The organism is Acinetobacter sp. KB005 (assembly GCF_049949095.1).
Classification (GTDB): domain Bacteria; phylum Pseudomonadota; class Gammaproteobacteria; order Pseudomonadales; family Moraxellaceae; genus Acinetobacter; species Acinetobacter calcoaceticus.
In genome coordinates this window covers 2,522,260-2,534,780 of record NZ_CP188191.1, presented here as the reverse complement: position 1 = coordinate 2,534,780, position 12,521 = coordinate 2,522,260, and the positions used below count along the sequence as shown (strand labels likewise).

Here is a 12,521-nt window from a genome sequence, read left to right as displayed (position 1 = left end):
CAAGCATAGACTGGGCTATTATTCTGTTTTTTAGAATGTGATGTTTTTATTTATCCATCGATTGGATGAAATGGTGTGCTCAAATTTAACTGATAAAAAGCAGCATCAAGCCATTCACCAAACTTAAAACCGACTTGTTTAAAAGTGCCTGCGTGAGTAAAGCCCATTTTTTCATGTAAACCTATGCTTGCCTGATTGGTCGCATCAATACAACCAATCAATACATGTAACTCGGCCTCTTGAGCTCGTTGAATCAACTCTTGCATTAAAATTTTGCTTAGTCCGCTACCACGATGTTCATGATGAATATAAATACTATGTTCAACGGTATATTTATAGGCGGGAAAAGCCCTAAAGGTTCCCCAGCTCGCAAAACCCAATAACTTGTCAGTCTCATCAACAATACCAATTACGGGAAAACCATTTTGTCTTTTAACCGAGAACCAATTTTTCATCGACTCTTCAGAGCGCGGTAAATAGTCATATAGAGCGGTAGAATTGATAATTGCTTCATTCAAAATCTCTAAAATAGCCACTGAATGTTCTGCTTCATTACAATCAATTAAACTAAAATTGGAATTGAGGGAAAAAGTCATAAAGATTCCTTAATGGCAGAGACGAGTTGACTAGAGACGACTAAAATATAGCGAGCGACTTGAGATGAATTATTACTGTATATAACGGGCTGGTTTAGTTGCATTGCCAAACAATCCCCTGTGCTTAAAGCATAAGAAGATTCACCTAATTGAATATCAATTTTCCCTTCAACTACCCAAAGTTGCTGTTGTACCACCTTAGAGGTTTCACTAATTTCATAAGTAATTCGTGAGTGAGGGGGAAATTCAATTTCAACAATTTGAAATGAAGACTTCCAATTTGGAGGTGAAATTTGACGGCGAAGATAGCCAGTTTCCGGGTCTTTCCATTCTGATTGTTGACTACGCCGAACAATAGGCTGAGGTGATTGATTAACTTGTTGATTAGCGAAGAGTTGAGTCAAAGGTACATCTAAACCATTTGCTAGCTTTTCAAGGACAACCGCAGTTGGGCTGGCCTCACCTCTTTCAATTAATGAAATAGCAGAACGGCTCACCTGACATCGTGTAGCAAGAACATCCAGGGTATATCCACGAGCTAAACGCAGTTCACGTACTTGCTGTGCAATGCGAATATTAATATCTTCCATACACCCACAAACTTCGCTTCCAAAATTATAGATAAATATTCCACTAAACTAGAATATTGTCAATTATCAAAGAATTTTATCTTTTTAGAAATTTTGAAAAATCTTCTTTGTAGTAACCAAAATAGAATCTATTAAAAAAACGAAAAATAACCATTCATAAGTGACTTGCTTAAATAACTCATGCAGATCATATTTTGGTATGTAACAATAGCTTTAAATTATTTATGTAAGCCTTCGCATGTCTTTGATTATTGGGATTGACCCTGGTTCACGCTTAACAGGTTATGGAATCATAGAAAAAGATGGTAGCAAACTACGTTTCATCGATGCAGGTACTATTCGAACAGAAACTAAGGAAATGCCCGAACGCTTAAAACGTATCTTTGCTGGTATTGAACGTATTGTTAAATTTCATGGCCCAACTGAAGCTGCCGTTGAGCAAGTGTTTATGGCCCAAAACCCCGATTCGGCTCTAAAACTTGGACAAGCACGTGGTGCAGCAATAGCCGCTTTGGTCAATTTAGATTTACAAGTTGCAGAATATACTGCGCGCCAAATTAAACAATCTGTTGTAGGTTATGGTGCCGCGGATAAAGAACAAGTACAAATGATGGTCATGCGATTACTTAACCTCACCATCAAACCTCAAGCAGATGCCGCAGATGCACTAGCAGCAGCAATTTGCCATGCTCATGCATCTGGAAGTATGAGTAAACTGTCGGTCCTTAATGCCTTAGGTGGTATGGCACGTGGACGAAGCCGCTCTAGCAGTCGCAGACGTTAAAGCTTTATTAGTTCACGACTTGTGTAATTGCCTGATTCATCTCAAAAGCCTGTAAACCACGCATACCTTGTTTTGCAAGTTGGTCACCAGCCTGAGCATGAAGGGTAACAATTTCATGTAATGCAATTGCCTTATGGAATTGTGCTTTTAGACTTGCAATCATTCCTGCTAGTACATCGCCCATCCCTCCAGTTCCCATACCAGCATTCCCTTGGGTACAAATATAAAGAGTATCTTCCAAAATCAGACTACCCGCTCCTTTAAGCACCCACTGCCCTGCATATTTTTGTTGTAAGGCATAAATTGCAGAGATTCGATCATTCTCAATCTGAGTAGTAGAACACTCAAGCAATGTTGCAGCTTCTCCAGAGTGAGGTGTTAAATAAATATGTGCATTCAATTTTTGAGGTTGCTTTGCTAGAAACCATAAAGCATCTGCATCTAAAACAATTTCCAGATGTTCACTTTGATTTAATAAATTAAACCATTGTAGGTAGATCTGCTTTGCCCAATCATCACGCCCCAACCCCATTCCAAAACACACTGCATCAACCTGAGATAAAATGTCTTTAATAGAATTTTCATTTAAGGCATTAATATCACGGAGCATAATATTTGGTGAACGTGACAGAATAGCCTGATGATGGTTTTGATGACAAACCACCGTGACTTTACCTGCTCCTGCATGAAAAGCAGCCTCGGCAGCCATAATTACAGCACCGCCCATTTGTTCATGCCCGCCAACGACTAAAACATGCCCATAACTCCCTTTATGACCAAATGCTAATCGCTTAGGAAGTTTAATATTTGTTGATGTTAAATAAGCTAACGGTTTCAGCTCTTGGTCTATAGGAATTAAATCAATTAAATGAAGCTCGCCTACGTATTCTTTGCCTTGACCTGTAAATAATCCGGCTTTAAGTCCTAAAACTGTAAATGTATGATCAGCCCTTATTGCACAAGGTAAAGTACATCCTGTATTTGCCTGCAAACCGCTGGGTATATCAACAGAAATTTTTAGGCCAGTTTGTTCATTAAATTGTTGAATAGCCTGTTGCCAATTAGTGTTTAATTCTCGATTTAAACCAATACCAAATAAAGCATCAATATGACAATCAAAATGCTTTGCAAGTTCAAAACCTTGATGAATTTCCACCAGTTGATCTTTTGCAAATTGCACAGCTTGATGTAAATCTGCTGAAGCCCCTACTTCTGATGCAAAGATTTCAACACTCCAGCCTGCTTGCTTTAAATAAGCTGCTATAAAATAACCATCACCAGCATTGTTGCCTTGCCCACACCAAACAGCAATATTTTTAACAGACTGCTCGTTAAAAAGTTCAATTAGCTGTTGAGCAATTGACCAAGCCGCTTGTTGCATTAAACCTAATGATGAGTTTTGCGCAGCAAACCAGCGTTGCTCCCATGCTTGAATATCATCGCTATGGTAAACTACCGTCTGCATATTATTATCCTCTTCTGTTTTGGTTTATGACATCTTCCGATACATCACGCATTGCGTTGCAACAACTTGATCTTCATGAATTAAAAGCATGGATCAAGGCTCAAGCTTTAGACTTGGGTTTTGCTGATTGTGTCATTGCAAAACCAGATGCTCAAGAGCAAATGCCACGTTTTTTAGAGTATCTTGAACGTGGCTATCATGCAGATATGACCTATTTAGAAGAAAATCTAGAAAAGCGGGCTGATCCAACATTATTAGTTCCTGACACAAAAAGTATTATCTGCGTTCGCATGAACTATCTGGTTGAGTCACCAAAACCTCGATATGTACCTTACGAACCAAATTCTGCGATTATCGCCCGTTATGCACGTGGTCGAGACTACCATAAGGTCATGCGTGGTAGATTGAAAACTTTAGCCACACGAATTCGTGAAAAAGTTGGTGATTTTGAATCACGTCCTTTCGCTGATTCAGCCCCTATTTTTGAAAAATCATTGGCTGAAAGTGCTGGAATGGGTTGGACGGGTAAACATACTTTGCTCATTCACAAAAAGTCAGGTTCTTTTTTTGTATTGGGTGAACTATTTACATCACTCGATTTACCTTTTGATGGTCCAACGACCTCTCACTGTGGTTCGTGTAGTGCTTGTATTGATATTTGTCCGACGCAAGCGATTGTTGAACCTTATATGCTCGATGCAAGGCGTTGTATCGCATATTTAACTATCGAATATAAAGGAATTATTGCTGAAGAATTACGTGCCGGTATTGGTAACCGAGTTTTTGGTTGTGATGACTGTCAATTAATTTGCCCTTGGAACAGTTTTGCCAAAACTGCGTCCATTAGTGATTTCAATCCTAGAAATGGTTTAGACAGCATCAGCCTACTCGATATCTGGCAATGGGATGAAGCTACGTTTTTGGCTAATACAGAAGGCAGCCCAATCCGCCGGACAGGTTATCAATCTTTTAAACGTAATATTGCTATCGGTTTAGGAAATGCTCCTTATTCAAAGGAAATTGTAGCTCAACTACAAAATGGCAAGATTTTGCATGATGATATTGTCAACGTGCATATTGATTGGGCAATTGAACAACAACTTAATCAACTTCAGTCATGAAATTAAAAAAATGATGTTTTTTGCCCTATAGCTTTAATACGAATTCTGTATGATTATGTATAGTGAATTAATGCCATCATCATGGATATGACAATGACTCTACGTAATGATTGGAATCGTGAAGAAATCCAAGCTTTATATGAACAACCCTTTTTGGATTTAGTTTTCAAGGCTCAGCAAGTACATCGCGAGCACTTCACTGCCAATGCGATTCAGGTCAGCACCCTTTTATCGATTAAAACTGGTAAATGCCCCGAAGATTGCAAGTACTGCTCACAATCAGCACATTACGAATCAAAACTAGAAGCAGAAAAACGTATTGCTGTAGAAAAAGTGATTAGCGAAGCAAAAGCTGCAAAAGATTCAGGTTCTTCTCGTTTTTGTATGGGTGCAGCTTGGCGTAACCCACATGAACGCGATATGCCTTATGTTTTAGAAATGGTACGTGAAGTAAAAGCTTTAGGTTTAGAAACCTGTATGACTTTAGGCATGCTTAACCAATCTCAAGCAGAGCGCCTACAAGTTGCTGGTTTAGATTATTATAATCACAATCTAGATACATCTCGTGAGTACTACTCACACATCATTAGCACTCGTACTTTTGATGATCGTTTAAATACATTAGATTATGTTCGCCAAGCTGGAATGAAAGTTTGTAGTGGCGGCATTGTAGGTTTAGGCGAAAGCCGTGATGACCGTGTTGGTTTATTACATGAATTAGCTACTCTACCAATTCATCCTGAATCTGTGCCAATTAACATGCTTGTTCCAATTGAAGGAACGCCGTTAGCTGATGTTGAAAAGCTTGATGTAATTGAATGGATCCGCACTATTGCTGTTGCGCGCATTATTATGCCGCATAGCTATATTCGTTTATCCGCTGGTCGTGAGTCATTAAGTGATTCAGATCAAGCATTAGCATTTATGGCAGGCGCAAACTCCCTATTCTCTGGTGATAAGTTACTCACCACACCAAATGCAGGTGAAGGTAAAGACCAAGCGTTGTTTAACAAACTCGGCTTAACCGCAGAAAAACCAAAACCAACAGTTGCTGACTTATCAGTAAATGCTATGAGCGCATAACTCAAGGCAGTAAAATAAAAAAGCCCTGATTCTTCAGGGCTTTTTTATTTAAACAGAAGTAACTAAAATTCCATAAGTGGCATTAAGAAATGTCCCGACTCGAACAATGTCTTTTCCTGCTGCATGCGTTACAGACAGCTCTTGGCTCAACACATCAAAATTAAAAGCATCAAAAACATCTTGATGGTGTAAGAGCCAAGTCACTGTATCTGCTATATTATCATCTACAATATAAGTTAAGGCCTTAAAGTCTTTACTCATAAATAACTCTTAAAAATAAATTTTATGAATTTTATATGAGTTAACTCTACCTTAAAAGAGAATCTAAGCTGCTTTAGGGTTCACTAAAGAACGACCCGACAATAAGCTTGTCAAAGCTTGTGGTGAAAACTCCAATGAAAGCACATGATTCTTGAGATTAACAGAGTGCTTGCTGATCAATGGAAGTAAACCTTCTTCTGTTTCAAAGACGTATTCATCTGCAATATTTAAGATACCCTCAAGATTAGTTGTACTCGAAGCAAGATCATGACTAAAGATGTCATAAATCGTTTGCAAGTTAAACGTTGTCTGCTGCTCCGTTGGGTGCTTAATGAGATAATCCTTTAAAAACAAAACTAGCTTATGAGCAAAGAAAAAGTAATTAGGTTTATAGCTATACTTCATACTATTCATGGAACGGAACTCCAGATTATCTTTTATTAAATTACAACTAAAACAGTAGGAATTGAATCTTAAAAAATTCTTAAAAAATAAATATATTCACAAGATAAATTAAAAAATAATTTTATTATTAAAAAACAATAATTTACATCATATATATGGGCAATTTTTATCTTAAATGTCTTAAAGTTAGATTAATTTAATAAAATACAATTACTTAAATATTACGAATTTTTTTATTTTATTTTAAATAATGAATCACACATTATTTTACCAAATGATAAAAAATATATTCCCAAATTTTTTATTAATAAAACAACTGATCAAAATACATATAAATATAATGTTTTTCTTGTTTTTTGGTTGAAAAGTGATATATTTCCTTCGCCTTACTTAAGCAGAATAAACTTGCTAAAAAGTAATGGATTTTATTTTAAAAGGCTATTCTGGGGATTTTATGAAAAGATTTATTTTTATGGCGGCGGTTTCTCTCTTAAATATAACAAATGCACAAGCTGCAGATGGCACAATTACTATTAATGGTCTTGTCACGGATAATACTTGTACGATTGATACTGGAGATAAAAATCTAACAATTAACCTACCTACAGTTTCATCTCAAACCTTAAAAAATGCAGGTGATGTAGCTGGTCGCACCCCATTTCAAATTAATTTAACGAACTGTGCTTCGGCTGGTAAAGTAGCCACCTATTTTGAGCCGGGTGCTACCGTTGATTTTAATACTGGTCGGTTATTAAACCAAGCAACTTCAGGCGGCGCAACAAATGTGAATATCCAGTTGCTAGGCAGTAATAATGCTGTAATTCCTGTACTCGCTACAGGCACGAATGCGACTCAGACCAACTCACAATGGGTGAATGTTTCGGCAGGTGGTGATGCTGACCTTAACTATTATGCTGAATACTATGCTACAGGTGCTTCAACTGCGGGTACGGTAACATCGCAAGTAAAATACACCATTATTTATCAATAAAATTAAAATTGAAGCTTCTATTTAAAGATAGAAGCTATCTCCTATCTATTATTCATTATTGAGAATATGACTCATGCTTTTTCGTGGTCGTAAGTTTTTCTGGGGATTAGTTTGTCTACAGGTAGCACTGACTACCACAGGCCATACTGAAATTGTTTTACATGGAACTCGTGTCATTTATCCTTCAAATGCACGTGAGATCACTTTGCAACTGAGTAATAACGGTACAGCTCCCTCTCTTGTTCAAGCTTGGATCGATGATGGAAATGCAAAGTCGACTCCCGATGAAGCAAATGTGCCCTTCATTATTACTCCCCCGATTTCACGAGTAGAAGCGACTAAAGGCCAGACCTTAAGAATTACAGCTCTACCTAATACGTCTCAATTAAATCAGCAACAAGAATCTATTTTTTGGCTTAATGTTTTAGATATACCTCCTAAACCGGAAGGAAAAACTCAACAAGACCAAAACACCTCTATTTCTAATAATTTTTTACAGCTTGCTGTTCGTTCGCGCATTAAATTTTTTTATCGCCCTATAAATCTAAACGAAAATATTGAGCAACTAAGTGAGAAAGTTCAATGGAAAATGAATGATCAATATCTAATAGTGAAGAACCCGACACCCTTTTTCCTGACTATTAGCTCCATTTTTCAAGGAAGTGAAGGCCATAAAACAGACTTATTACAGCAAGGATTAATGGTTGCCCCTTTTTCCGAAGATAAAATAAAACTAAAAACTAAAAATTTAGCAGACATGAGCTTTGTATATATCAATGATTATGGTGGAAGAGTTGAGCACCCAATAAAGTTCTAACCTTACTGTATTACTTAAGAAAACCTAAATACCTATCATGAATAGGCTCTAAAACTATGTCTAAATGGTTTATACCTTATATATGTTTAAAAAGCTCTTTTACTTGTTATGTGGCCTCAAGTATTGCGGTATTTATGCCTTTGGCTGCATATGCCGAAAATAGTACCGATGTTTCAGGTTTCTCAAAAGCAGAGTTTGATAGTAATTTTTTAGTAGGTAATGCGCAAAAAATTGATATTGGTCGTTTCAAATATGGAAACCCCATCTTAGCTGGTGAATATAGCTTAGATGTCTATATTAATGGTCAATGGCTGGGTAAACGACGTATGCGCTTTAACGCACACACTCCCAATGCAAATGCCGAAACCTGTTTCACAGAAGCCATGTTACTAGAATATGGCGTAAAAGCTGAGGTGCTTAGCCAACATTCTCATACATCATCTCTTTCTTGTGACACACTTGGGACTTGGATAGATAATGCTTTTTATTTATTTGACAGCTCTCGTTTAAGAATTGATATTTCTATCCCCCAAGCCACATTAGAAAAAAATGCACAAGGCTATATCGACCCACATTTTTGGGATCGAGGTATTAATGCAGCTTTTTTGACATATAACGCAACTGCTTATCGGATAGTTAACGAACAACATGAAAGTACATATGCTTTTATGGGGACTAATCTTGGAGCAAATTTAGCGAGTTGGCAATTTCGCCATAATGGACAATGGAAATGGCAAGACCATACTGATTTTCAAACTGATAATTCTTCTTATACTTCAACGAATACATATATACAAAAAGCGTTTCCGAAAATTCATGGCGTTGTGACTTTAGGCGATTATTTTACTAATAGTGATTTTATCGACTCTTTACCGTATCGGGGCGTAAATATTTCAAGTGATGACCGAATGCTTCCAAACAGTATGCTCGGTTACGCTCCCAGAGTGAGAGGTTATGCAAAAACCAATGCGAAAGTCGAGGTTAGGCAACAAGGCAATTTAATTTATCAGACAACGGTACCACCCGGAAACTTTGAAATTAATGATCTTTACCCAACGGGGTTTGGAGGTGAGCTACAAGTTTCGGTAATTGAATCTAATGGAATAGTTCAAAAATTCTCTATTCCCTATGCTTCTGTCGTCGAAATGCTACGCCCTCAAATGAGTCGATACTCTTTTACTTTAGGGCAGTTTCGAGATTCAAACCTTAGCCTAACTCCATGGCTGATACAGGGTAAGTATCAACGGGGAATTAATAATTACCTCACAACTTACAGTGCGGTTCAAGCGACCCAGCAATATCTCTCGTTATTACTAGGTACAGCTTTTTCAACACCAATTGGAGCTGTCTCTTTTGATGCCACTCAATCAAAAGCTGAGTTTGATCATCAATCTAAAATGACAGGGCAAAGTTATCGTTTAAGTTACAGTAGACTATTTTCTCCAACAAATACTAATTTAACATTAGCTACTTATCGCTATTCAACAGAGAACTACCTCAAATTGCGTGATGCAATTTTAATTCAAGATTTACAACAACAAAATATTGATAGCTTTTCCGTAGGAAAACAAAAAAGTGAATTCCAGATTACTTTAAATCAAGTTCTTCCAAAGCAATGGGGAAATTTTTATTTAGTGGGTTCATGGACAAACTATTGGAATCAACCCACGACCAATAAACAGTTCCAATTAGGTTATAGCAATCAATTTAAAGATTTAACTTATAGTTTATCCGCAATTAGCAGCGAGATTAATGAAGGCAGCAATCGTACAGGTCAAGATACGCAGTACCTTGCTTCTTTATCTTTTCCATTAGATTTTAAGAAAAATTCTCTGACTTTTAATAGTGTTATTGGTGAGGACAGCCAGACTTTAAGTTTCAGTGGCTTTACAGGAAGTCGCTTAAACTACGGCGCATCAATTTCTAATCAGGATCATGGTCAAACCAACCTGAATATTAATGGTACCTATAAAACAAACTATACAACACTTGGTGCTTCATTAAGTCACGCAGATTCATACCAACAAGAAATGCTTAACTTCAGTGGCAATGTTGTTGCACATTCCCAAGGAATTCTGTTTGGGCCAGATCAGGCTCAAACCATGGTGCTGGTGTATGCACCGGATGCTACGGGAGCACAAGTCGGTAATACACCAGGGCTCAGTATTAACAAAAATGGATATGCCGTTATTCCGTATGTTACGCCTTACCGTATGAATGACATCAGTCTTGATCCACAAGATATGTCCACACAAGTTGAACTTGGTGAGAGCAGTTTACGGATTGCCCCTTATGCAGGTTCGATCACTAAAGTTCAATTCTCAACAAAAAAAGGTTATGCACTTTTTATTAGTACAACAACATTAGATGGCTCACATCTACCTTTTGCCGCACAAGTGTACAACCAGAATAACGAAGTAATAGGTATTGTCGCGCAAGGCAGTCGCATTTATTTACGAACCCCCTTAACCCATGACCGTTTATATGTGAAATGGGGAAATACGAGTACTGAAAAATGTGAAATTGAATACGATATAGCGGATCAAATAAAGCATAACAACCAACCAATTATTATGACAAAGGCAGTCTGTAAATGAATAATATTTTAAAAAAAATTGGATTTTTGGCAGTGAGTATATTTGCTTATAGCCATACAAATGCAAATTGTAATTTAAGTAAAGGATTTACTACCGTCGATATTCCGATGAATATAGGTAAAATCGTAGTAAAACCAAATGATCCTATAGGAACGATCTTACAAAAGAATACTTTTACAGTATCTCCTAATAATTCGACTGCAACTTGTAATCGAGCGAGTGATCAAATTATTGCAGCTCTCCCCTTAAATTATCCAATTAGTCCTATAGGGAATAATGTTTATGCTACCAATATTCCAGGTATTGGTATTCGACTTTATCGCGAAGCTGCCGATGCTTCAGATTTTTCAGGATATTATCCCTATAGACGTACATTAACACCCAATCAAACATATACACTTTCCCCTGGGTATTTTGTTATGGAAGTTATTAAAACTGCCATGACAACAGGCTCCGGAGCACTAGTCGCAGGCCGTTACAGTACCTATTACGTATCAGGACAACAGAACCGCCCATTTTTAACTACTACCGTATTAAGTAATACCCCTATTCTTATTGCGTCTTCATCTTGTGAAATTCAAAATGGTGTAGATTCACCCGTTCAACTTCCAACCGTGATGAAATCAGGCTTTAGAGCGATCGGGTCAACCCAAGGGGAACAGAATTTTAATTTATCGATCTTATGTAATGGTGGCGAAAACAACTCTGGTATCGCTACGAGCAATACGATCAGCTTAAGTTTTGATTATAATTCTGATACCTCCAATAATCAGGTGATTAACAACAGTGCCGCGAATTCAATCAAAGCCAACGGTGTGGGTGTCGAACTGTTATGGAATATGAATGGAGCAAATCAGCCGATTCAAAAAGCAAGCAAACTAAATATAGGTATGGTGAGTTCCAACCAAACTGTTGAATATGATATACCTTTAACTGCTCGTTACTATCAGACTGCCACCAATGTAACCGCAGGTGAGGTTAAAGCCACAGCGACGGTGACGATTCAATATGATTAACTATTCTCTATAAAATTACTAAAAACAAATAAGCTCAATGCTACCAAGAGAACTCAAAAAACTAATTTTTCAAACTTTGTAGTTCTATTAAAAAATCACATAAAAAAATGCTCATAAGCAAAAATAGCAAATGAGCATTAGTGATAACCACTTAACCTGAAATACAAATTGTGGGAAATAGATCACAATTTGCATGGGTATAATTTCAAAATTCGGCTTAAAGATCAAGTCTTTTTTTTAACAAAAATTTAAAAAATCATCATAACATATTGTTTTAAATAAATTAAAAAATAAATTTAATTTATAATCGCTATTTTATAGTGTTTCTAAAGAATTATCATTCTATTAATTAATAAAAACTTAATTTTAAGAATAATTAAAAAGACACCCGTCAAGTCGAATAAATTAAAAATCAATTTAATTTCATGTAGTTATATTAAAATCATCAAAAAATTAAATTTTACAGAATTACATAATTTATAATAAAAAAAACATAAATAAATTTAGAAATCTCCTTCAATTGCCAATAATATCTTTAGACTTTTTATCAGAACGTAACATGCTCATTTTTTGGAAAATATTATGTATCTTATTACTAAGTCTAGGCGCTACGAGTATAGGTTTTGCGATTAGTAACATCGATCTTTTTCTTTTTTTTATAGGTTTGCTTTTATTAACCTCTTTTATCTTAGCTTTAAAACAAGCACGTGAAGATGCGGGTTTCTTTCCTGATCATTAAACTAATATAAGTTTCTGAGATATAGAATCAGCAATAAAATCATGATTGAATATGCG

Annotated in this window: 13 protein-coding genes; 8 read left to right on the top strand and 5 right to left on the bottom strand. The window is 36.5% G+C overall.

From position 1 onward, the window contains the following. Positions 1-50: 50 nt before the first annotated feature. On the bottom strand, positions 51-596 hold the full coding sequence (locus ACPF64_RS12185; RefSeq protein ID WP_426453526.1) for an N-acetyltransferase family protein: 546 nt from the start codon (positions 594-596) through the stop codon (positions 51-53). Then, the gene (locus tag ACPF64_RS12180; RefSeq protein WP_426453524.1) at positions 593-1,186 is read right to left on the bottom strand and encodes a helix-turn-helix domain-containing protein; all 594 of its coding nucleotides are present in this window, start codon (positions 1,184-1,186) and stop codon (positions 593-595) included. Before ACPF64_RS12180 ends, ACPF64_RS12185 begins: the two co-directional genes overlap by 4 nt. Before the next feature lie 238 nt (positions 1,187-1,424). Here ACPF64_RS12180 and ruvC point away from each other — a divergent pair, with 238 nt between their 5' ends. Continuing rightward, positions 1,425-1,970: a crossover junction endodeoxyribonuclease RuvC gene (gene ruvC / locus ACPF64_RS12175; RefSeq protein ID WP_003651385.1), complete on the top strand. Its 546-nt coding sequence runs from the start codon at positions 1,425-1,427 to the stop codon at positions 1,968-1,970. A 7-nt stretch (positions 1,971-1,977) separates the two neighbouring features. Here ruvC and ACPF64_RS12170 read toward each other — a convergent pair whose 3' ends face one another. Beyond that, a complete protein-coding gene (locus ACPF64_RS12170) occupies positions 1,978-3,435 on the bottom strand; it encodes an NAD(P)H-hydrate dehydratase (RefSeq protein WP_426453521.1) in 1,458 nt (485 codons plus the stop codon). 26 nt (positions 3,436-3,461) lie between these two features. On the opposite strand from ACPF64_RS12170, the gene queG reads away from it, so the two are divergent. Beyond that, positions 3,462-4,556, top strand: coding sequence for a tRNA epoxyqueuosine(34) reductase QueG (queG, locus tag ACPF64_RS12165; RefSeq protein ID WP_426456144.1), 1,095 nt, complete (start codon positions 3,462-3,464; stop codon positions 4,554-4,556). 93 nt (positions 4,557-4,649) lie between these two features. Continuing rightward, complete coding sequence (gene bioB, locus ACPF64_RS12160; RefSeq protein WP_004642579.1) at positions 4,650-5,639, top strand: biotin synthase BioB; 990 nt, start codon at positions 4,650-4,652, stop codon at positions 5,637-5,639. Between the two features lie 48 nt (positions 5,640-5,687). Here bioB and ACPF64_RS12155 read toward each other — a convergent pair whose 3' ends face one another. Continuing rightward, complete coding sequence (locus ACPF64_RS12155) at positions 5,688-5,900, bottom strand: hypothetical protein (protein ID WP_426453519.1); 213 nt, start codon at positions 5,898-5,900, stop codon at positions 5,688-5,690. 63 nt (positions 5,901-5,963) lie between these two features. Beyond that, positions 5,964-6,314, bottom strand: a complete 351-nt coding sequence (locus tag ACPF64_RS12150) for a hypothetical protein (protein WP_133746198.1) — start codon at positions 6,312-6,314, stop codon at positions 5,964-5,966. Positions 6,315-6,759: 445 nt separating this feature from the next. Between ACPF64_RS12150 and ACPF64_RS12145 the strand changes: the two genes are divergently transcribed. From ACPF64_RS12145 to ACPF64_RS12125, 5 genes are all read left to right on the top strand, one after another. Further along, positions 6,760-7,296 carry a fimbrial protein gene (locus ACPF64_RS12145; RefSeq protein WP_426453516.1) on the top strand — a complete coding sequence of 179 codons (537 nt, stop codon included), beginning with the start codon at positions 6,760-6,762 and terminating at the stop codon, positions 7,294-7,296. A 73-nt stretch (positions 7,297-7,369) separates the two neighbouring features. After that, entirely contained in the window at positions 7,370-8,113 is a 744-nt protein-coding gene (locus tag ACPF64_RS12140) for a fimbrial biogenesis chaperone (RefSeq protein ID WP_017390529.1), read from the top strand. A gap of 140 nt (positions 8,114-8,253) precedes the next feature. Continuing rightward, positions 8,254-10,710, top strand: coding sequence for a fimbria/pilus outer membrane usher protein (locus tag ACPF64_RS12135; protein WP_426456142.1), 2,457 nt, complete (start codon positions 8,254-8,256; stop codon positions 10,708-10,710). Further along, complete coding sequence (locus ACPF64_RS12130) at positions 10,707-11,726, top strand: fimbrial protein (RefSeq protein WP_348949513.1); 1,020 nt, start codon at positions 10,707-10,709, stop codon at positions 11,724-11,726. Before ACPF64_RS12135 ends, ACPF64_RS12130 begins: the two co-directional genes overlap by 4 nt. 559 nt (positions 11,727-12,285) lie before the next feature. Next, on the top strand, positions 12,286-12,465 hold the full coding sequence (locus tag ACPF64_RS12125; RefSeq protein WP_003651366.1) for a hypothetical protein: 180 nt from the start codon (positions 12,286-12,288) through the stop codon (positions 12,463-12,465). Positions 12,466-12,521: the final 56 nt, after the last annotated feature.

Coding starts and splice junctions, on each gene's coding strand:
- ACPF64_RS12185 (WP_426453526.1), bottom strand. CDS start 596: ATGACTTTTTCCCTCAATTCCAATTTTAGTTTAATTGATTGTAATGAA.
- ACPF64_RS12180 (WP_426453524.1), bottom strand. CDS start 1,186: ATGGAAGATATTAATATTCGCATTGCACAGCAAGTACGTGAACTGCGT.
- ruvC (WP_003651385.1), top strand. CDS start 1,425: ATGTCTTTGATTATTGGGATTGACCCTGGTTCACGCTTAACAGGTTAT.
- ACPF64_RS12170 (WP_426453521.1), bottom strand. CDS start 3,435: ATGCAGACGGTAGTTTACCATAGCGATGATATTCAAGCATGGGAGCAA.
- queG (WP_426456144.1), top strand. CDS start 3,462: ATGACATCTTCCGATACATCACGCATTGCGTTGCAACAACTTGATCTT.
- bioB (WP_004642579.1), top strand. CDS start 4,650: ATGACTCTACGTAATGATTGGAATCGTGAAGAAATCCAAGCTTTATAT.
- ACPF64_RS12155 (WP_426453519.1), bottom strand. CDS start 5,900: ATGAGTAAAGACTTTAAGGCCTTAACTTATATTGTAGATGATAATATA.
- ACPF64_RS12150 (WP_133746198.1), bottom strand. CDS start 6,314: ATGAATAGTATGAAGTATAGCTATAAACCTAATTACTTTTTCTTTGCT.
- ACPF64_RS12145 (WP_426453516.1), top strand. CDS start 6,760: ATGAAAAGATTTATTTTTATGGCGGCGGTTTCTCTCTTAAATATAACA.
- ACPF64_RS12140 (WP_017390529.1), top strand. CDS start 7,370: ATGCTTTTTCGTGGTCGTAAGTTTTTCTGGGGATTAGTTTGTCTACAG.
- ACPF64_RS12130 (WP_348949513.1), top strand. CDS start 10,707: ATGAATAATATTTTAAAAAAAATTGGATTTTTGGCAGTGAGTATATTT.
- ACPF64_RS12125 (WP_003651366.1), top strand. CDS start 12,286: ATGCTCATTTTTTGGAAAATATTATGTATCTTATTACTAAGTCTAGGC.